Consider the following 21137-nt stretch of genomic DNA (forward strand, 5'->3'; position numbering starts at 1 on the left):
GACACAGTATAAATAATAGAAAAAATTGGAATTTTGATGTGAATCGGGATTGCGCGATTCAGTATTAATCCCTTAGGAGCAGAGAGCGCAACCCGGCCGCTTTGTTTTCAATCTCCTGCCACTCCTGCTCCGGGTCAGATCCGCTGACAATGCCGGCCCCGGCGTAGAGCCGCAGCGAGTCCTCATGGACGCGGGCTGAACGCAGCGCCACGCAGAACTCACTCTGGTCAGGCGATAAATACCCGGCCGAACCGGCGTACCACTCGCGGTTAAAGGGCTCAACCTTCTGAATAAACTCGCGCGCAGGCTGTCGCGGCAAACCGGCAACGGCCGCCGTCGGCTGTAGCATATGCAGGCACTGCTCGTCGTCGGCCTGCTTGAGCTCGGTCCAGATACAGCGGCGCAGATGCTGCACCTTACGCAGGCGTACCACCTGGGCAGGCAGTACCTCAAGCGTCTGCGTAGAGTGCTGAAGACGCTGACAGATATCTTCCACGACCAGCATATTCTCGCGCTGGTTTTTATCGTCGTTCAGCAGCCACTCGCCCAGACGCTGCGCCTTTTTATCATCGGTATGGCTGGCGACGGTGCCCGCCAGCGCTTCGGTGCGCAGCAGCGTGCCGCGTCGCCGCCAGAGACGCTCGGGCGTCGAGCCGAGAAACGCGTTGCTGGCGTCGAATACCATGCAGAAGTGATAGCAATGTAAATTGAGGGCGCGGCTGGCCGCCATCAGCGCGACGGGGTTAATGCGCTGTGTAAACTGAAGATCGGTGGCCCTCGCAAGGACAACCTTTTCAAAATCACCGCGCGCGATGGTTTCGGTCGCCCTTCGGACAAGTCTCAGCCATTCGGCCCGTTGAGGCTGATGGTTTTCGTGCTCAACCTGAACGGCCAGCGGGCGGATAGGCCTGGCTGGCTGGAGCTGCTGTAAAAAATCCCGCGCGGCATGGGCATCTTCCTGAAGTGAATAATCGCTCCACAGCTGCAGGCGCAGCGTAGCGGTGCCGGCGGTACGTCGCCAGAACAGTCGCGGTAAAAAGAGGCTGCCCTGCTCCGGATTAAAGGCGTTCAGGCCGCAGATGCGGGTATCACCTGGCGCGTTTTGCTCGCGCAAAAACTGCGTGGCTAACGCCAGAGAGGAAAAGATGATAACCGCCCCCAGCGCGGCCAGCTCTTCATCGCCGTTACGCTGCTGCCAGTAAAACTGCGGATAGCACTGCTGCGCCCCAAGCCAGGCGAGAGGGTCGAAGGCATCGTTTAACGGGAAAGAGACGTCGAAATGACGTATGCCGGGCGTTGCGGGTAACGCTTGCGAAAGCTGGGTACGCAATTGCTCCAGCGCGAGGAAAATCGAATTCACGCGAACCTCTCCCTGTTAAAACCTCGTATTATACGGGGTACTGGCCATAAATAGCAGTACCCACGTATAGGGAGTGGTTAAGCGGCTTAACGACGGGCCAACAGCAGCCCCAGTACCAGGCCTACGGCAGCCCCCACGCCAATACCCTGCCACGGTTTTTCATGCACGTAATCATCGGCACGGTACACCGCTTTTTTGGCGCGGTAGTAGTAGGTATCAGACGCATGGCTGACGCGGTTTTTCACTTCATGCAGCGCCTGTTCGGCACGGGCTTTTAGCTCAATATATTTCTGATCGGCAGGGTCGCCCGAGGAACGTAACACCTCTTCCAGCGTTTCGCTCAGTAAGGCCAGGTCGTCGTCGATACGGGTATCCCAGGATTGAAATGACATATTTTTCTCCATGTTAGTACACCAGTTCGCTAACTATAGCCAACGACTCGCCATTACGCCTGCTTCGCTTCCCGCGCCATGCCGATGTGGGGAATGCCGTCTTCATCGTACACCTCGGTGACCGGCACGAAACCAAAGTGGCCGTAGAAGGACTGCAGGTGCGCCTGTGCGCCCAGGTATAACGCCTTGTTCGGCCACTGTTTCTGGCATGCCTCCAGCGTTTTCTCCATCAGCTGATAGCCCAGTTTTTCACCGCGCGCTTTGCCGCTGATGATGACCCGACCAATCACGACAGGCTCGAATTCGTCCTCGCTTTTCAGAATCCTCGCATACGCCACCAGCTCGTTATCCCGCCAGCCAAGAATATGGCGGTTCTCGCCGACGAGATCGTCGCCGTCGATGTCCTGATACGGGCAGGTCTGTTCAACCACAAACACTTCGCAGCGCAGTTTCAGCAGGGCGTAAAGTGAATGAACGGTAAGGTCACTATGGTGTAAATCTTGCCACTGGATCATGTCAGTCTCCTTCCTGGGGTTCATCACGTTATACTAAACACCTCCCCGTTCAGCAAAGGGCTGATTGCGTTATGGAACTGATTTTTCTGGGTACGTCCGCGGGCGTGCCAACCCGCTCACGGAATGTGACGGCGATACTGCTGGATCTTAAACACCCCACCCGCGGCGGGCTGTGGCTGTTTGACTGTGGTGAAGGGACGCAGCATCAGCTCCTACACACCGCTTATCACCCCGGCAAGCTGGATAAAATTTTTATCACCCATCTGCATGGCGACCATCTGTTTGGCCTTCCCGGCCTGCTGTGCAGCCGCTCGATGGCCGGTAACGCCAACCCGCTGACGATTTACGGGCCTGCGGGTATTCGTGAATTTGTTGAAACCACGCTGCGCCTGAGCGGGTCGTGGACCGATTATCCGCTGGAGGTGGTTGAGATTACCGAAGGCCTGGTATTCGATGACGGAGATTATCGGGTTAGTGCTCAACCGCTCAATCATCCTGTGGAATGCTATGGCTACCGTGTTGACGCGCATGACAAACCCGGCGCGCTGGATGCCGCCGCGCTGATGGCCGATGGCGTAAAACCCGGGCCGCTGTTCCAGCGCCTGAAGCACGGCGAGACCGTCACGCTGGAGGACGGGCGCGTCATCAATGGGCAGGATTATCTCGCCGCACCGCAGCCCGGCAAGAAGCTGGCGATCTTTGGCGACACGGCCCCGTGCCGGGCGGCGCTCACGCTGGCCCAGGGCGTGGACGTGATGGTACATGAAGCGACCCTTGAAACGGCGATGGAAGAGAAAGCCAACGGCCGGGGCCACAGCTCGACGCGACAGGCGGCGCAGCTAGCCCGTGACGCGGGCGTCGGGAGGCTCATCATCACCCACGTCAGCTCGCGCTACGACGCGCGGGGCTGTGAAAAGCTGCTGGCAGAGTGCCTCGCGCTGTTCCCGGAATGTGAGCTGGCCGAAGATTTCGCTCAGGTCAGCGTTTAGTCCTTCATTTTTCCCTCAGGATGCCGATAACGATTAAAAGGTCAGCATTTCTCTCGAGGGTAGAATGGATAATTTCCAGAAAGATATTGATGACAGGGCGAATCTGACCCTGTCGAACCGTTTTGAACTGTTGCTGTTCCGTCTTGGCACCTCTCTTAACGAAAATAAATCTGAGCTGTTTGGCATTAACGTCTTTAAGCTGCGTGAAATTGTGCCGATGCCGGAGTTCACGAAACCCGCCGGGATGAAATCACCGCTGATGGGAATGGTGAATATCCGCGATCAGGTGATCCCGGTGATTGACCTGGCCGCCGTGGCGGGCTGTAAGCCCACCACCGGGCTGAATATCCTGCTGATCACCGAATATGCGCGCAGCGTGCAGGCGTTTGCCGTGGAGTCGGTTGAGAACATCATGCGTCTGGACTGGAAGCAGGTGCACGCGGCGGAAACCGCCGTCAGCGGTCGCTATATCACCAGCATTGCGTGTCTTGACGAGAAGAGCGATACCAACGATCTGGCGATGGTGCTGGACGTTGAGCAGATCCTGTATGACATCACCCCGGCCAACCACGATCTGCACGCCACCAATCTGAAAACCACTAAGTTCAATATCAAGCCGGGCGCGGTCGCGATTGTGGCGGAAGATTCCAAAGTGGCGCGTTCGATGCTGGAGAAAGGCCTGCAGGCGATGGAGATCCCGGCGCAGCTGCATATCACCGGCAAAGACGCGTGGGAAAAAATTGGCGTGCTGGCCGCACAGGCACAGGCTGAAGGCGTGCCGATCACCGATAAGATCGCGCTGGTGCTGACCGACCTCGAAATGCCGGAGATGGACGGTTTTACGCTGACGCGCAAAATCAAAACCGACCCGGTTCTGAAGGATATTCCGGTGGTGATCCACTCTTCCCTTTCCGGCAACGCCAACGAAGACCATATTCGCAAGGTGAAGGCGGATGGCTACGTCGCGAAGTTTGAGCTGAACGAGCTGTCGTCGGTGATTGAGGAAGTGCTGGACCGCTCGATGAAGAAGATTGACGGGCCGTTGATTAGCCGTAAACAGCTGGCTTAGTCGGGTGGCGCTACGCTTACCCGACCTACAAAACCCGTAGGCCCTGCAAGCGTAGCTACGCTGGGCAATAAAAAAACCCGCCGAAGCGGGTTTTTTGTTTTTACATCAGCGGCATCGCTCGCTGCACGATATCAATCAGCGGTTGCGGATAGATACCGAAGATCAGCACCAGCAGCGCGGAGATAAGCACGACGATACCACCAGCGCTGTACTGCCAGTTGCCTGGAGCATCACGATTGAGCTGCTGAGGTGCGCTCAGGTACAGGCTCACGGCCACGCGCAGGTAGTAGTACAGACCAATCGCGGAGCCGATCACCACGCCCGCGGTCAGCCACCACAGGTGCGCCTGCACACCGACGGCCAGCACGTAGAACTTACCGATAAAGCCAAGCGTCATCGGAATACCGGCCAGAGAGAGCATCATCACGGTCATTACGGCGGACAGGATCGGACGGTGCCAGAACAGACCACGGTAAGAGAACAGTGAATCGGCATCCGGACCACGGTACGGGCTGGACATCAGGCTCACCACGCCGAAGGCGCCGAGGCTGCTGAACAGGTAGCCGGCCAGATAGACGCCCACGGCTTCCATCGACATCTCACCGCTCTGCAGCGCAATCAGCGCCACCATCAGGTAGCCCAGATGAGAGATAGACGAGTAGCCCAGCAGACGCTTGATGTTGGTCTGGCTCAGCGCCATCAGGTTACCGAAGATGATGGAGACGAACGCGATGATGCCCAGCACCACGCGAACCGCTTCGCTGTCACCCACCGGCGCGTACAGGAACAGACGCATCACCACCCCGAAGATGGCGATTTTGCTCGCCGTCGCCAGGAAGGTCGACACCGGAGCCGGTGCACCCTGGTAGACGTCTGGCGTCCACAGGTGGAACGGCACCAGAGAGAGTTTGAAGCCAAGGCCAACAATCATCATGCCCAGACCCGCCAGCAGCAGCGGCTCATGCAGCATGCCGTCACCGAGGCTCTTGCCGAGCGCCATAAAGGAGAGGTTACCGGACTGTGCGTACACCAGCGCAATACCAAACAGCAGGAACGAGGACGCCGCCGCAGACAGGATGGTGTACTTGATGCTTGCTTCCAGCGAGCGCTTCTGGCGGAAGGCGTAACCAATCAGACCGAACAGCGGCAGAGAGATCAGCTCAATGCCGAGGAACAGCGCGGCCAGGTGGTTCGCATTCGCCAGCAGAATGCCGCCCAGCGCGGCAATCAGAACCAGCAGGTAAAACTCTTCTTTGTTGTCGTTGTAGCCTTCGAGCCACGGGTACGCAAAGGTACAGGTTGCCAGGCTCGCCAGCAGCACCAGACCGGTATACAGCATGGCGTAACCGTCAACGCGCATCAGCGGGGTGACGTCCATCGCCCCACCCTGGCCAACAAACCAGAGTGAGACTAACGCGGCGTTCAGGCCGATGACCGACAGCGTGGCATTCAGGAAGTGATTGCGTCGCCACGCAATGGAGAGCATCACAACCACCACCGTCAATCCGACGATCAGCAGCGGTAGCAGCGCGATCAGTTGTTGTGGAGTTATTGTCATGGCGAATTACGGCCTTGTAGTAGAAACAGAATTAACAAACCACTGCTGGATATTGCCCATCGCGCTGTGCGAGGTATCCAGAATCGGCTGCGGGAAGAAGCCCAGCAGCACCAGCAGTACGACCAGCAGCAGGATGATGAACAGCTCACGCAGCGACATCCCCGGCAGTTCTTGTGCAGCAATTTCGCTCTTCGCTTTACCGAAGTAAGCGCGGTGCAGCATCGCCAGCGAGTACACGGAAGCGAACACCAGACCAAAGGTGGAGATCACGGTAATCACCGGTACCACTTTGAAGCTGCCGAACAGAATCATAAATTCGCCGACGAAGTTACCGGTACCCGGCATCCCCAGAGTCGCCACCGCGAAGAACATGGAGAGCGCTGGCAGCCACTTAATTTTGCTCCACAGACCGCCCATCATACGCATGTCGCGGGTGTGCAGACGTTCGTACAGCTGGCCGCACAGGATGAAGAGACCGGCTGCGGACAGACCGTGCGCAATCATCTGGATCACCGCCCCCTGGTACGCCAGCTGGCTACCGGTGTAGATAGCAATCAGCACGAAGCCCATGTGGGAAACGGAGGTGTAGGCAATCAGACGCTTGATGTCGTACTGGGTGAAGGCCATCCAGGCACCGTAGAAGATACCGATCACACCCAGCCACATGGCAATCGGTGCGAACTCTGCGGAGGCGTTCGGGAACAGCGGAAGGGCGAAACGCAGCAGGCCGTAGGCCGCCGTTTTCAGCAAGATGCCCGCCAGGTCAACGGAACCCGCCGTTGGCGCCTGAGAGTGTGCGTCTGGCAGCCAGCCGTGCAGCGGAACCACCGGCATTTTCACCGCGAAGGCGATGAAGAAGCCCAGCATCAGCAGGTATTCTACGCCGTGCGACATTGGGGTCTTCAGCAGGTCTTCGTAGTTGAAGGTCCAGGTGCCGGTCGCGTTGTGGTGAACAAACACCAGCGCCAGAATGGCAATCAACATCACCAGACCACTCGCCTGGGTATAGATGAAGAACTTGGTTGCCGCCGTGATACGCGTTTTACCGTCGGACGCCTTGTGGCCCCACAGCGCGATCAGGAAGTACATCGGCACCAGCATCATCTCCCAGAAGAAGAAGAACAGGAACATGTCGATGGCAAGGAACACGCCGATTACGCCGCCCAGGATCCACATCAGGTTCAGGTGGAAGAAGCCCTGGTATTTTTCAATTTCTCGCCAGGAGCAGAGTACCGCCAGAACGCCGAGCAGACCGGTCAACACCACCATCAGCAGTGAGAGACCGTCAATCGCCAGGTGGATCGTAATGCCGAAACGTGGGATCCACGGCAGGATGAACTCAGACTGCCACTGCGGAATGCCCGCAGACTGGGTCAGTGAGTAACCGCCCTGCAACCACAGTTGCAGGCCAAGCGCGAGCGTCAATCCCATGGTGATCAGCGCGATCCAGCGCGGCATCTTCACGCCAAAGCGTTCAGTCTGCCAGCACAGGAAGCCGCCGATGAAGGGAATTAATATTAGCCAGGGTAGTAACATGGCGATTTACATTCCTTTTTAAGGCCCCCAGCAGGGGCCTGATTTTCAACGAATTCGAATAAAATTCACTTAACGATCAACGCAACACCATCAGCAGCGCCAGCACGACAACCGCACCGATGCTCATGGACGCCACATACCAGCGCAGGTAACCGTTCTCGCTGTACAGCAGGCCTTTGCCTGCAAAGCGGGAAAGGATCGCCGGGATATTCATCAGGCTGTTCAGCGGGTCGCGCTTCAGCAGCCACGCGATGCCCAGGAACGGCTTAACGAAGATCATGTCGTACAGCCAGTCGAAGCCCCACGCGTTGTACCACCAGGTGCCCAGCAGGCGGCCCGGCGCACTGTTGGCCACGGCAGTGACCAGCGTACGTTTGCCCAGCCACAGCCATGCCGCAATCAGGATGCCCGCGATAGCGACCACACCGGAGGTGATTTCAAGCGTCAGAACGCGACCGTGCTCAAGCTCGGTTGTCGCCGGCAGCACGCCCTGCAGCGGAGGCACAATCATCGCGCCAACGAAGGTGGACAGTACCAGCAGCACAATCAGCGGCAGGTGATGGGTAATCCCCTTCCCTGCGTGAGCGTGAATTTGTTCTTTACCGTGGAATACGATGAAAATCATACGGAAGGTATACAGGGAGGTCATGAACGCACCGACCAGACCCGCAACCATCAGATTGATATGACCATTCGCCATGGCACCCGCAAGGATTTCGTCCTTACTGAAGAAGCCCGCGGTGATCAGCGGCAGGGCCGCCAGCGCCGCGCCGCCCACCAGGAAGCAGACATAGACCAGCGGGATGGACTTACGCAGTCCGCCCATTTTGAAGATGTTCTGCTCGTGATGGCAGGCCAGAATCACCGAACCGGATGAGAGGAACAGCAGCGCTTTAAAGAACGCGTGCGTCATCAGGTGGAAAATGGCCGCGTCCCACGCCTGAACGCCCAGCGCGAGGAACATGTAACCAATCTGGCTCATGGTGGAGTACGCAAGTACGCGCTTGATGTCGGTCTGCACCAGCGCGGCAAAGCCTGCCAGCACCAGCGTGACCGCACCGACGATACCCACCAGGTGCAGAATTTCCGGAGTCATCAGGAACAGGCCATGGGTACGCGCAATCAGGTAGACACCGGCGGTAACCATGGTCGCAGCGTGGATCAGCGCGGAGACAGGGGTTGGACCCGCCATCGCGTCGGCCAGCCATGTCTGCAACGGCAGCTGCGCGGATTTACCCACGGCACCACCCAGCAGCATCAGCGTTGCCCACCACAGCATGTTGTTGCCTGCGGCGAAGTGCGCTGGCGCCAGTTCCACCATTTCGCGGAAGTTCAGCGTGCCCAGTTCGTTGTAAAGAATGAACAGCGCGAAAGCGAGGAAGACGTCACCCACGCGGGTCACGACGAACGCTTTCATGGCCGCTGCGCCATTCTTCGGATCGGTATAGTAGAAACCGATCAGCAGGTAAGAGCACAGGCCCACGCCTTCCCAGCCCAGATACATCAGCAGCAGGTTATCAGCCAGCACCAGAACGACCATGCTGGCGATAAACAGGTTGGTGTAGGCGAAGAAGCGGGAGTAACCCTCTTCACCGCGCATATACCAGGAGGCGAACATGTGGATCAGGAAGCCAACGCCGGTCACCACGGAAAGCATGGTCAGCGAGAGGCCATCCAGCACCAGGTTGAAGCCGATGTTGAAATCACCGACCGACATCCAGGTCCACAGCGGCACGCTGAAAGGCTGACGCCCGTTGTTAAAGAAGTCGATACCCGCATACGCTGTCACCAGCGCGGCCAGGCCAACAGAGCCCATGCCGACGGTTGCAGACAGATTCTCAGACCAGCGGCCGCGAGAAAACGCCAGCAGCACGAAGCCAATCAGCGGAAAAATAATGGTTAAGGCAAGCATGTTCATCCACGCAACTCACTTACTGAATCGATGTTCAGATTCTGGCGGCGACGATGGAGCTGCAGCAACAGCGCCAGGCCAATACTCGCTTCGGCAGCCGCAAGACTGATGGCGAGAATGTACATCACCTGACCATCGGTCTGGCCCCAGTAGCTTCCGGCGACCACGAAGGCCAGCGCGGAGGCGTTAATCATGATTTCCAGCCCGATCAGCATAAACAGCAGATTGCGGCGGATAACCAGACCAGTCAGACCCAGAACGAATAAAATCGCAGCGAGGATCAGTCCATGTGTTAAGGGGATCATGCGCGCTCCTCCGTTTTTCTTTTCGCGCGGTCGTCAGTGCGGTTGCTCAGCACCTCGCCAGCACGCTCTTCGCGGCCAACATGGAAGGCCACAACCAGACCTGCCAGCAGCAGCATGGAGGCCAGTTCAACCGCCAGAACGTATGGGCCAAAGAGCGTAATACCGACCTCTTTAGCGCCGATCGGCGTGCCGTCGATGCCCTGATCGTTTACACCCAGAATGGCGTACACGATCACCACCAGCATGATGGCCGACAAAATTGCCGGGCCGATCCACACCTGCGGTTTTAACCACTGACGTTCCTGCTCGATTTCAGAGCCGCCCAGGTTCAGCATCATCACGACGAACACGAACAGCACCATGATGGCCCCGGCGTAGACGATGATTTCCAGCGCACCGGCGAAGTGCGCGCCCAGTGCGAAGAACACCCCGGAAATAGCCAGCAGCGAGATGATTAAGTACAGCAGCGCATGCACCGGATTGGTGTGCGTGATCACTCGCAGCGTAGCCAGGATGGCGATAAGGCCACAGATATAAAAAGCGAATTCCATTGCCCTCTCCTTACGGTAACAGGCTCTTGACGTCGATAGGCTTGGCTTCGTTCTCTGCTTCGCCCTTATCTTTGCCGTCGATTGCCATACCCGCCATCCGGTAGAAGTTATATTCCGGGTATTTGCCCGGACCGGAAATCAGCAGATCCTCTTTCTCGTACACCAGATCCTGACGCTTGTACTCACCCAATTCGAAGTCTGGGGTGAGCTGAATCGCCGTGGTTGGGCACGCTTCTTCACACAGACCGCAGAAAATGCAGCGTGAGAAGTTGATGCGGAAGAACTCAGGGTACCAGCGGCCGTCTACCGTCTCGGCTTTCTGCAGAGAGATACAGCCAACCGGGCACGCTACCGCACACAGGTTACAGGCAACGCAGCGCTCGGAACCGTCCGGGTCGCGCGTCAGCACGATACGGCCACGGTAGCGCGGCGGCAGATATACCGGCTCTTCCGGGTACATCCGGGTTTCGCGTTTGGCAAACGCGTGCAGGCCGATCATCCAGATACTGCGTACCTGGGTACCGAAGCCTACCAGTAATTCTTTTAAGGTCATGGTCTATTGCCCCTTATGGCTGCTGCCAGAGAATGACAGCGGCCGTTACCAACAAGTTGACGAGCGTCAGCGGCAGGCACACTTTCCAGCCGAAGGACATTACCTGGTCATAACGCGGACGCGGTAACGCTGCGCGAATCAAAATGAACATCATCATGAAGAACGCGGTTTTCAGCGCGAACCAGATGAACGGCGGTAAGAACGGGCCATGCCAGCCACCGAAGAACAGCGTTACCATCAACGCGGAAATGGTGACGATACCGATGTACTCGCCCACGAAGAACAGACCGAATTTCATACCGGAATATTCGATGTGGTAACCGTCGGCCAGTTCCTGTTCGGCTTCTGGCTGGTCAAACGGGTGACGGTGACACACCGCCACGCCCGCGATGGCAAAGGTAATAAACCCAAAGAACTGCGGAATCACGTTCCAGATGTCGGCCTGGTTGTTGACGATGTCGGTCATGTTAAATGAACCGGCCTGCGCCACCACGCCCATCAGGGAGAGACCCAGGAACACTTCATAGCTTAGGGTCTGCGCGGACGCACGCATCGCACCCAGCAGCGAGTATTTGTTGTTACTGGACCAGCCTGCGAACAGCACCGCGTAAACCGCGAGGCCTGCCATCATCAGGAAGAATAGAATGCCGATGTTCAGGTCAGCGACCACCCAGGTCGGGCTGACCGGAACGATAGCAAACGCCAGCAGCAGCGAGGTGAAGGCGATCATCGGTGCCAGAGTAAAGATCACGCGATCCGAGAAGCGCGGGATCCAGTCCTCTTTAAAGAACATCTTGATCATGTCCGCGACCAGCTGGAGTGAACCACCCCAGCCCACGCGGTTCGGTCCGTAACGGTTCTGGAACAGACCGAGCAGACGACGTTCACCAAAGCTCATGAACGCGCCGCAGGTGACCACCACCAGCAGGATAACAATCGCTTTCAGAATGCTCAGCAGGATGTCGATAAGATCCGGCGTTAACCAACTCATGCTTTTGCCTCCTGCAGATTATCAAGACGCGCACCCGCCAGAACCGGCGCGATGCCAGGCATACCCATCGGCAGACCGACCTGCCCTGCTGTCAGACTTTCAGAAATAATCAGCGGAAGGCTGATGGTCTGGCCGTCATAGCTAAAGGCAATGTTCGCGCCCGCGTTAACGCCAAGCTTCGCAGCGTCCGCCGGGTTGAGCTTGATGTACGGCTGCGGCATGCGGGTCTGGAAGACCGGTGAACGCTGGGACAGCTCGTCGCTACCGAACAGGTGGTAGTACGGGGCAATACGCCAGCTACCGTCCTGCGCCTGGAAACTCGCCGGTACGGTGGTGAAGAAGTCCAGACCGGTTTCGGAGGCTTCAATCAGACGCACGCCCGGATCGCCGTGGCGCAGGGAGCCGCCCACTTCAGCCTGGAACTTGTTCCATGCCTGCGGGGAGTTCCAGCCCGGTGCCCATGCGAACGGGATTTGCGAACGCGGCGCAGACGGCTGGTTGTTCCCTTCCATGGAGAAGGCGAACATGGTGTCTTTATCCTGCGGCTGGCGCGGTTCGTGCACGCTGATATTGGCGCGCATTGCGGTACGGCCACTGTAACGGTGCGGTTCACGCGCCAGTTTCTGGCCGCGAATACGGAAGCTCGCTTCAGGCGCGGCATCTTTAATGCCCGCCAGCTGAGGCAGTTTTTCGACTACCGCATCGATAACGTGGTCGAGCTGCGTCCAGTCCACTTCACGGCTCTGCACGGTGCTGTGCAGGGAGTGCAGCCAGCGCCAGCTTTCCAGCATCACGGTGTTGCTGTCGTAGTACGCCGGGTCATAAACCTGGAAGAAACGCTGTGCGCGGCCTTCGTTGTTGATAACCGTACCGTCGCTTTCTGCGAAGCTTGCCGCAGAGAGCACCAGGTGCGCTTTGTCCATAATCGCGGTGCGCTGATGATCGATAACCATCACCAGCGGCGCTTTAGAGAGTGCAGCGTCGACACGCGCGGCTGATGCATGGCGATGCAGGTCATTTTCCAGCACCACCACGGCGTCAGCGGCACCGGACTCCAGTTCGCTTAACGCAGCTTCCAGCGAGCCGCCGCCAATCATGCCCAGACCAATGCTGTTCACCGCACGGGCAATCATGGTCACGCCAACGTCAGCACCGCGGCCTTTCAGAGCTTTAGCCACGTTGGCTGCTGCCTGAATGATCTCTGCGCTACCGGCGTTGGTACCGGAAATAATCAGCGGTTTCTTCGCACCGGCCAAGGCCTGAACAATCACGTCAACCTTGTTTTGCAGGTCGCGATCCAGCTCAACGGCCGGTGAGTTGTTGTCCAGCGCGTGGGCAATGGCAAAGCCAAGACGCGCCTGATCTTCAACCGGTGCGCAGTAGGTCCACGCCGCAATATCGTCCAGACGGGTATTGTCGACGTTGGTCACAAACAGAGGATGCTTCGCGCGCTGGCCAATGTTGAGGATCGCCGCAATCTGCCAGTCAGCCACTTTTTGCGCCGCTGCCATTTCACGTGCTTTCCCCTTCACCGCCTGACGAACCGCCAGAGCCGCGCGTGCGCCGGTCTGCGTCAGGTCTTCACCCAGCACCAGAACCGCATCATAGGATTCAATTTCGCGCAGCGCAGGGGTATGGATACCGCCTTCACGCAGCACTTTCAGTACCAGCTGCAGACGTTCCTGCTCGCCCTGGGCGATGCCGGTATAGAAGTTTTCCGCCCCCACCAGCTCGCGCAGCGCGAAGTTGCTTTCGATGCTGGCACGCGGGGAGCCAATACCAATCACTTTCTTCGACTGGCGCAGAATATCTGCCGCGCCCTGCATCGCCTGTTCAGCGTTCAGGGTAATGAAGTCGTCGCCACGGCGCTGAACCGGCTGACGCGGACGGTCCTTCAGGTTCACATAGCCATAGCCGAAACGACCGCGGTCGCACAGGAAGTAGTGGTTAACGGTACCGTTGTAACGGTTTTCGATACGACGCAGTTCGCCGTAGCGCTCACCCGGGCTGGTGTTACAGCCGAGAGAACATTGCTGGCAGATGCTTGGCGCAAACTGCATGTCCCATTTACGGTTGTAACGCTCGGAGTGGGTTTTATCCGTGAAGACGCCGGTCGGGCAGATTTCTACCAGGTTACCGGAGAATTCGCTTTCCAGTACGCCGTCTTCCGGACGACCGAAGTAGACGTTGTCATGTGCGCCATACACGCCCAGATCCTGACCGTCTGCATAGTCTTTGTAGTAACGCACGCAGCGGTAGCAGGCGATGCAGCGGTTCATTTCGTGAGAGATGAACGGCCCCAGATCCTGGTTACGGTGGGTACGCTTGGTAAAGCGATAGCGACGGAAGCTGTGACCGGTCATCACGGTCATATCCTGAAGGTGGCAGTTACCGCCCTCTTCACAGACCGGACAGTCGTGCGGGTGGTTGGTCATCAACCATTCCACAACGCTTTCGCGGAACTGTTTCGCTTCTTCGTCATCAATCGAAATAAAGGTGCCTTCGGTGGCTGGCGTCATACAGGACATCACCAGGCGACCACGCGTGTCTTCCGCGTTTTGATATTGCTTCACCGCACACTGGCGGCAAGCACCGACGCTGCCCAGCGCCGGATGCCAGCAAAAGTACGGAATATCGAGGCCAAGAGACAGACAAGCTTCCAGCAGGTTGTCCGCCCCGTTGACTTCGTATTCTTTGCCGTCTACATGAATCGTAGCCATTAGCATGCTTCCAGTTGGCTCGGTCGAAACCGAGCGTTAATCAAAATTCTTGTCGTTACCAGCGCGCTTTAAGCAGGTTCGGCTGAATCCCATTAATCGCATGGGTATTGCTGAACGGCTGCTTGATGCCTGCTTCGAACTCGTCGCGGAAATATTTGATCGCGCTCTGCAGAGGTTCGACGGCACCCGGTGCGTGGGCACAGAAGGTTTTACCCGGGCCTAAGAATCGACACAGTTGCTCAAGTGTCTCGATATCGCCAGGCTGGCCTTCGCCACGTTCGATTGCACGCAGGATCTTCACGCTCCACGGCAGACCATCACGGCACGGTGTGCACCAGCCGCAGGACTCACGGGCGAAGAACTCTTCCAGGTTACGCACCAGCGAGACCATGCCGATCTCGTGGTCGACGGCCATCGCCAGCGCCGTACCCAGACGGCTGCCTGCTTTACCAATGCTTTCGAATTCCATCGGCAGGTCAAGGTGGGCTTCGGTCAGGAAGTCTGTCCCTGCCCCACCCGGCTGCCAGGCTTTGAATTTCAGGCCATCGCGCATGCCGCCCGCGTAGTCTTCAAGAATTTCACGTGCGGTGGTACCGAACGGCAGTTCCCAGACGCCAGGATTTTTCACGCGACCGGAGAAGCCCATCAGCTTGGTACCGGCATCTTTGCTTGAGGAGATGCCCTGATACCACTCCACGCCGTTCGCGAGGATAGCCGGGACGTTGCACAGGGTCTCGACGTTGTTGACGCAGGTCGGTTTACCCCACACGCCGGAGCTTGCCGGGAACGGCGGCTTGGAACGCGGGTTCGCACGGCGGCCTTCCAGGGAGTTAATCAGCGCGGTCTCTTCACCGCAGATATAACGCCCGGCACCGGTGTGCACGAACAGTTCGAAGTCAAACCCGGTGCCGAGAATGTTTTTGCCCAGCAGGCCCGCTTCGGTGGCTTCTGCAATCGCGCGACGCAGGTTTTCCGCCGCTTCGATGTACTCACCGCGCAGGAAGATATAGCCACGGTACGCTTTCAGCGCGAACGCGGAGATCAGCATGCCTTCCACCAGCAGGTGCGGCAGCTGCTCCATCAGCAGACGGTCTTTATAGGTACCCGGCTCCATTTCATCGGCGTTACACAGCAGGTAACGGATGTTCATGGATTCGTCTTTTGGCATCAGGCTCCACTTCAGACCGGTGGAGAAGCCCGCGCCGCCGCGGCCTTTCAGGCCAGACTCTTTTACCGCGTTAACGATGTCGTCCGGCGCCATGCCGCCAAGGGCTTTACGCGCACCGGCATAGCCGTTTTTGCTCTGATATTCGTCGAGCCATACCGGCTGTTTGTCATCACGCAGACGCCAGGTCAGTGGATGCGTCTCAGCAGTACGAATTACAGTTTTCATTTGTACTGCTCCAGCAGGTCAGGAATCGCTTCCGGCGTCAGATGGCTGTGAGTGTCCTCATCAATCATCATGGTCGGCCCCTTGTCGCAGTTACCCAGGCAGCAGGTTGGCAGCAGAGTAAAGCGCCCATCGAACGTGGTCTGGCCCGGCTTGATATTGAGCTTCTTCTCAATCGCAGCCTGAATGCCCTGATAACCGGTAATGTGGCAGACCACGCTGTCACAGTAGCGGATCACATGGCGGCCTACCGGCTGACGGAAGATCTGGCTGTAGAACGTGGCTACGCCTTCTACGTCACTTGCCGGAATACCCAGCACTTTCGCGATCGCATAGATCGCCCCGTCCGGCACCCAACCACGCTGTTTCTGTACGATTTTCAGCGCTTCAATGGACGCCGCACGCGGGTCTTCGTAGTGGTGCATCTCGTGCTCAATGGCGGCACGTTCTGCTTCACTCAGCTCAAAAGCCTCGGTTTGTGGTTGTTGATTCTCGTGCATAATTAGCGGTCCACATCTGACATAACAAAATCGATACTACCCAGATACACAATCAGGTCGGAGACCAGACTGCCGCGGATGGCGGACGGGATCTGCTGCAGGTGCGCAAAGCTCGGCGTACGCACGCGAGTACGGTAGCTCATGGTGCTGCCGTCACTGGTCAGGTAGTAACTGTTAATACCCTTGGTCGCTTCGATCATCTGGAAGGATTCTTGTGCCGGCATGACCGGGCCCCAGGAAACCTGCAGGAAGTGGGTGATCAGGGTTTCGATATGTTGCAGCGTGCGCTCTTTCGGTGGCGGCGTGGTCAGCGGGTGATCCGCCTTGAACGGGCCTTCCGGCATGTTGTTGAGGCACTGCTCAAGGATGCGCAGACTCTGGCGCAGCTCTTCCACTTTCAGCATCACGCGGGTGTAGCAGTCGGAAACGCCGCCGCCCACCGGGACTTCAAAGTCGAAGTTCTCGTAGCCAGAGTAAGGACGGGCTTTACGCACGTCGAAATCAATACCGGTTGCACGCAGACCTGCACCTGTTGTCCCCCACTCCAGCGCCTCTTTGGCGCCATAGGCAGCAACGCCCTGGGAACGCCCTTTCAGGATGGTGTTACGCAGCGCGGCTTTCTCGTAAGAGGCCAGACGTTTCGGCATCCAGTCGAGGAATTCACGCAGCAGGCGGTCCCAGCCGCGCGGCAGATCGTGTGCCACACCGCCGATACGGAACCAGGCCGGGTGCATACGGAAACCGGTAATGGCTTCTACCAGATCGTAGATTTTCTGACGATCGGTAAAGGCGAAGAAGACCGGGGTCATTGCGCCGACGTCCTGAATGAACGTGGAGATGTACAGCAGGTGGCTGTTGATACGGAACAGTTCTGACAGCATGACGCGAATCACGTTAACGCGATCCGGCACGGTAATGCCTGCCAGTTTCTCAACGGCCAGCACGTATGGCATTTCGTTGACGCAGCCGCCGAGGTACTCGATACGGTCAGTATACGGAATGTAGCTGTGCCAGGACTGACGCTCGCCCATCTTCTCAGCACCACGGTGGTGGTAGCCGATGTCTGGCACGCAGTCGACAATCTCTTCGCCGTCGAGCTGAAGAATAATACGGAAAGCACCGTGCGCAGACGGGTGGTTCGGACCGAGGTTGAGGAACATGAAGTCCTCGTTGTCGGTACCGCGCTTCATGCCCCAGTCTTCCGGTTTGAAGGTCAGCGCCTCCATCTCCAGATCCTGCTTGGCTTTGGTCAGCTCAAACGGATCGAATTCGGTAGCACGTGCCGGGTAGTCTTTACGCAGCGGGTGGCCGGTCCAGGTCTGCGGCATCATGATGCGCGTCAGGTGTGGATGGCCGTCGAAGGTCATGCCGAACATTTCCCATGTCTCACGCTCGTACCAGTTGGCGTTCGGGAAAAGTTTGGTGATCGTCGGCAGATGCATGTCGTTTTCAGACAATGCCACCTTGAGCATGATATCCGTATTACGGTCTATTGAGATCAGGTGGTAGAAAACGGAAAAATCCGCAGCAGGGAGACCCTGGCGGTGCGTTCTGAGACGTTCGTCCATGCCGTGTAAGTCAAACAGCATGACGTATGGTTTTGGCAATTTCTTGAGGAAATCGACAACTTCCAGCAATTGTTCACGCTTCACCCAAACAACGGGTACCCCGGTGCGGGTAGCCTGAACAGTAAAGGCATCCGGCCCAAAACGGTTGCGCAGTTCGCCAATGACTGGGTCATCCAGATGATCCCGGGTCTGCCAGGCGGCTTCTTGCGCGGTTAAGTCGGTCATATTGTTCACCATTGCAAATGGTCCGTGGTGACTGTTGAGCCTGGCTTCGCGCTATTTGAGTAGTGATATGCGAAGGTGTTCTCCAGGCCTACAGGCGCAAATTAAATTTCGTCAGGCGTACGCAGATTGGTGACGGCAATACGTTCACCACGTTTACGCTCGCGCTCAGACTGCATGTTCGCGCGATACACACCCTGATCGCCAACGACCCACGACAGTGGGCGACGTTCTTTACCGATGGACTCCTGCAGCAGCATCAGCGCCTGCATGTAGGCTTCCGGACGAGGCGGACAACCCGGGATGTACACATCCACTGGGATAAATTTATCTACGCCCTGTACGACGGAATAGATGTCGTACATACCGCCAGAGTTAGCACATGCGCCCATGGAGATAACCCATTTTGGCTCCAGCATCTGGTCATAAAGACGCTGAATAACAGGTGCCATCTTGGTAAAGCAGGTACCGGCCACCACCATCAGGTCAGCCTGACGTGGGGAAGCACGCAGTACCTCTGCCCCAAAACGCGCAACGTCATGCACCGCAGTGAATGACGTCACCATTTCAACGTAGCAGCAAGAAAGGCCAAAGTTGTAAGGCCAGATGGAGTTCTTACGACCCCAGTTGACCATATCGTGCATGGCATGTTCGAGTTTGCCCATGTACACGCTTTTATTGACTTCTTGCTCCAGGGGGTCGGTTACGATCTCCTGTTTTTGCAGGGGGTAACGGTCATTCTCACCGTTAGGATCTATGCGGGTGAGCGTATAATCCATCTTATTGCCTCGCTGTTACTGCTGACGATTAGAGATACTGTTTTCCGGGTTGATGTGTTCACGACGTGAACGCGCAGGCGTCCAGTCAAGCGCGCCAATACGCACCAGATAAACCAGACCGGCCAGTAGCACTAAAATGAAAATTGCGGCCTCGACAAAGCCCACCCAACCACTTTCGCGAATGGAGGTAGACCATGCGAAGAGGTAAAGCGCTTCCACGTCGAAGATGACGAAGAACATGGCTACCAGGTAAAACTTGGCAGACAGGCGTAAGCGAGCGGTACCTACTGAATCAATACCTGATTCGAAAGGTGTGTTTTTGTGCCTTGCACGGGCGCGACCGCCCAGGAACCAGCCGCCGACTAACATCAGGCAGCACAGGCCAATGGCTACAATAAGAAAGATTGCGAATGCCCAGTGATGAGCGATGACTTCTGTGGATGTTGACATACTCATTGCTTACTCATCAAAAGTGATACCAACGACACTGCTCTTGCTGGCAGATGGGCATCACATCGATTCATGGGGAGGAACAAATAACCTTACACTAACTGTCAGAAATGAGACATAGACAGCAAAATGATGGGGTTTTTTACTCCTTTCTATAACCTATTGTCAACTTTAACAAAGGTTTCTTCACATTAAATTACATCGAGCGATTCTCATTAACATTTGGTGCCCTTTAACCCTGGTGGGTACATGACTTTCCGTCAAATGTATGTTGTTGAATCGTGTCCGTTTCGGAAGTAAAAAAAATAACCCTCCTATTTTGACAGGATTTGCCAACGATTCCTCCCCCCAAATAGGAGTATTTTCTTGATCTGCGACACGCTTTTGTTAATTCAACCTGGAAAACGGCAACATATTTCCTGTTTTTTTAACATAGGGGGGATATGGATGAAGTTAGAACGGAAAACGGATGAGTTTTAATCAAAAGCATTTAGCTTATTGATAAATAGAGGGTATCCCGTAAATCCACGCGGCATACGCGGGTATTATTGCTAAAAAAAAGCCACTGCATGTGAAAATCACACGAGTGGCTTTTTTTTACACTTACATTTTGTTACCAGAATTTTGAGCTGGCGATCACTCAAAATCCCCTTCAACGATCAGGGAATCATCCCCCCCTTCGGAGGTAACGCGCTCGAACTGCCACGGGTTATGGTAGTTTTCCATCGCCTCGAACACCACTTTTGCCAGCTCGTTATGGCTGGACGAATTATGGCAGAGCAGATATTCCGTATCCGGCAGCGCAGGCAGGCCATCGGATTTTCCCAGAACGCGCAGATCGGGGCTCATCATTTCTACCGGACGGGCGGTAACACCCAGACCGGCTTTCACGGCGGCACGCACCGCTGGCAGCGTGGACGCCACATACGCCAGACGCCACGGAATATTGGCCTCATTCAGCGCCGTCAGCACCATATCGCGGAACGGGCTCGGGTCATCCAGTAACACCAGCGGCACCGGCTCGCCTTTTTGCAGCACGTATTCGGCCGCGCAATACCAGTGCGTAGGTGATGTACGCAGCGTCAGGCAATCAAACTGCCCGGGACGATGCGTGGTGACCACCAGGTCGACTTTATTCTCATTTAACATCTCAACCATAAAAGCATTACGCTTTACGCTAACGTCCAGCGCAAGCTTCGGATAAACCGAACTGATGCGATTGAGAAGAAACGGCAATATAGTATCCGCCGACTCATCAGATGCACCTAACGTTAGCACGCCCTGAAGGTTGCTAAACATTAATGACATACATGCTTCATCATTAAAGCGAAGAATTTTCCTGGCATAACCCAGAAGCTGAATACCGTGTTCCGTTAAGAGCTTATTACGCCCGTGACGGGCAAATAGCTCTTTACCAACCAGTTGCTCCAGCCGCTGCATTTGCTGGCTGACGGCGGACTGAGTTCGGCAAACGGCGGCAGCAGCTGCTGCAAAAGTGTTGAGATCGGCGACCGCAACAAACGTTCTCAGCAGATCGAGGTCGAGATTCATTATCGGACGATTTGCATTTATCATATCTATTCACTTTCAGGTTGCTCGTGCGGAGCTGCCCGGGTTGAAGCTGTGTGTGTACAGTTAAGCAATTCCCTCTGAAGATTTTCCCTCGCATCCCGGCCCGGCAGACTGCCTGACAGATAGTTATTGTGCTGCTTTATATCAACAGTCAGAAAGCACGTTTCATGACGTTATTTTTATTCTCTTAAACGTTCAGGATATT

At 56.6% G+C, this 21137-nt stretch carries 19 protein-coding genes; 2 read left to right on the forward strand and 17 right to left on the reverse strand.

What is annotated here, in order from left to right:
- Window positions 1-64 precede the first annotated feature (64 nt).
- From menF to ACOTXI_RS06940, 3 genes are all read right to left on the reverse strand, one after another.
- Entirely contained in the window at window positions 65-1360 is a 1296-nt protein-coding gene (menF, locus tag ACOTXI_RS06930; protein ID WP_021241550.1) for an isochorismate synthase MenF, read from the reverse strand.
- A gap of 86 nt (window positions 1361-1446) precedes the next feature.
- Entirely contained in the window at window positions 1447-1752 is a 306-nt protein-coding gene (gene elaB / locus ACOTXI_RS06935) for a stress response protein ElaB (protein ID WP_008500219.1), read from the reverse strand.
- Window positions 1753-1805: 53 nt separating this feature from the next.
- Window positions 1806-2267, reverse strand: a complete 462-nt coding sequence (locus tag ACOTXI_RS06940) for a GNAT family N-acetyltransferase (protein WP_021241551.1) — start codon at window positions 2265-2267, stop codon at window positions 1806-1808.
- Between the two features lie 71 nt (window positions 2268-2338).
- On the opposite strand from ACOTXI_RS06940, the gene rbn reads away from it, so the two are divergent.
- Together rbn and ACOTXI_RS06950 are read left to right on the forward strand one after the other, a co-directional pair.
- Window positions 2339-3256, forward strand: coding sequence for a ribonuclease BN (gene rbn, locus ACOTXI_RS06945; protein WP_021241552.1), 918 nt, complete (start codon window positions 2339-2341; stop codon window positions 3254-3256).
- A 64-nt stretch (window positions 3257-3320) separates the two neighbouring features.
- Window positions 3321-4325 carry a chemotaxis protein gene (locus tag ACOTXI_RS06950; protein WP_021241553.1) on the forward strand — a complete coding sequence of 335 codons (1005 nt, stop codon included), beginning with the start codon at window positions 3321-3323 and terminating at the stop codon, window positions 4323-4325.
- A 100-nt stretch (window positions 4326-4425) separates the two neighbouring features.
- Here the strand turns inward: ACOTXI_RS06950 and nuoN are convergent, their stop codons facing one another.
- The 14 genes from nuoN to lrhA form a co-directional block, all read right to left on the reverse strand.
- Window positions 4426-5883: an NADH-quinone oxidoreductase subunit NuoN gene (gene nuoN, locus ACOTXI_RS06955; RefSeq protein ID WP_008500215.1), complete on the reverse strand. Its 1458-nt coding sequence runs from the start codon at window positions 5881-5883 to the stop codon at window positions 4426-4428.
- 6 nt (window positions 5884-5889) lie between these two features.
- A complete protein-coding gene (gene nuoM, locus ACOTXI_RS06960) occupies window positions 5890-7419 on the reverse strand; it encodes an NADH-quinone oxidoreductase subunit M (RefSeq protein ID WP_008500214.1) in 1530 nt (509 codons plus the stop codon).
- A gap of 76 nt (window positions 7420-7495) precedes the next feature.
- The gene (gene nuoL, locus ACOTXI_RS06965; RefSeq protein WP_008500213.1) at window positions 7496-9337 is read right to left on the reverse strand and encodes an NADH-quinone oxidoreductase subunit L; all 1842 of its coding nucleotides are present in this window, start codon (window positions 9335-9337) and stop codon (window positions 7496-7498) included.
- A complete protein-coding gene (gene nuoK / locus ACOTXI_RS06970; protein WP_003861496.1) occupies window positions 9334-9636 on the reverse strand; it encodes an NADH-quinone oxidoreductase subunit NuoK in 303 nt (100 codons plus the stop codon). Before nuoK ends, nuoL begins: the two co-directional genes overlap by 4 nt.
- Window positions 9633-10187: an NADH-quinone oxidoreductase subunit J gene (nuoJ, locus tag ACOTXI_RS06975; RefSeq protein WP_008500212.1), complete on the reverse strand. Its 555-nt coding sequence runs from the start codon at window positions 10185-10187 to the stop codon at window positions 9633-9635. The genes nuoK and nuoJ overlap by 4 nt, the downstream gene beginning before the upstream one ends.
- 10 nt (window positions 10188-10197) lie before the next feature.
- Window positions 10198-10740: an NADH-quinone oxidoreductase subunit NuoI gene (nuoI, locus tag ACOTXI_RS06980; RefSeq protein ID WP_003861491.1), complete on the reverse strand. Its 543-nt coding sequence runs from the start codon at window positions 10738-10740 to the stop codon at window positions 10198-10200.
- 13 nt (window positions 10741-10753) lie between these two features.
- Window positions 10754-11731, reverse strand: coding sequence for an NADH-quinone oxidoreductase subunit NuoH (nuoH, locus tag ACOTXI_RS06985; RefSeq protein ID WP_008500211.1), 978 nt, complete (start codon window positions 11729-11731; stop codon window positions 10754-10756).
- Window positions 11728-14451 carry an NADH-quinone oxidoreductase subunit NuoG gene (gene nuoG, locus ACOTXI_RS06990; RefSeq protein WP_025913145.1) on the reverse strand — a complete coding sequence of 908 codons (2724 nt, stop codon included), beginning with the start codon at window positions 14449-14451 and terminating at the stop codon, window positions 11728-11730. The genes nuoH and nuoG overlap by 4 nt, the downstream gene beginning before the upstream one ends.
- A 55-nt stretch (window positions 14452-14506) precedes the next feature.
- Entirely contained in the window at window positions 14507-15844 is a 1338-nt protein-coding gene (gene nuoF / locus ACOTXI_RS06995) for an NADH-quinone oxidoreductase subunit NuoF (protein ID WP_008500209.1), read from the reverse strand.
- On the reverse strand, window positions 15841-16341 hold the full coding sequence (gene nuoE / locus ACOTXI_RS07000; RefSeq protein WP_008500208.1) for an NADH-quinone oxidoreductase subunit NuoE: 501 nt from the start codon (window positions 16339-16341) through the stop codon (window positions 15841-15843). Before nuoE ends, nuoF begins: the two co-directional genes overlap by 4 nt.
- A gap of 2 nt (window positions 16342-16343) precedes the next feature.
- Complete coding sequence (nuoC, locus tag ACOTXI_RS07005; protein ID WP_008500207.1) at window positions 16344-18146, reverse strand: NADH-quinone oxidoreductase subunit C/D; 1803 nt, start codon at window positions 18144-18146, stop codon at window positions 16344-16346.
- Window positions 18147-18235: 89 nt separating this feature from the next.
- Window positions 18236-18910 carry an NADH-quinone oxidoreductase subunit NuoB gene (nuoB, locus tag ACOTXI_RS07010; RefSeq protein WP_003861482.1) on the reverse strand — a complete coding sequence of 225 codons (675 nt, stop codon included), beginning with the start codon at window positions 18908-18910 and terminating at the stop codon, window positions 18236-18238.
- Window positions 18911-18925: 15 nt separating this feature from the next.
- Window positions 18926-19366 carry an NADH-quinone oxidoreductase subunit NuoA gene (gene nuoA, locus ACOTXI_RS07015; RefSeq protein WP_006176516.1) on the reverse strand — a complete coding sequence of 147 codons (441 nt, stop codon included), beginning with the start codon at window positions 19364-19366 and terminating at the stop codon, window positions 18926-18928.
- Window positions 19367-19996: 630 nt separating this feature from the next.
- Complete coding sequence (gene lrhA / locus ACOTXI_RS07020) at window positions 19997-20935, reverse strand: transcriptional regulator LrhA (protein WP_021241557.1); 939 nt, start codon at window positions 20933-20935, stop codon at window positions 19997-19999.
- Window positions 20936-21137 lie beyond the last annotated feature (202 nt).

The sequence above is a fragment of the Enterobacter cloacae complex sp. BZL2005 genome (genome assembly GCF_049238885.1).
Classification (GTDB): Bacteria; Pseudomonadota; Gammaproteobacteria; order Enterobacterales; family Enterobacteriaceae; genus Enterobacter; species Enterobacter roggenkampii.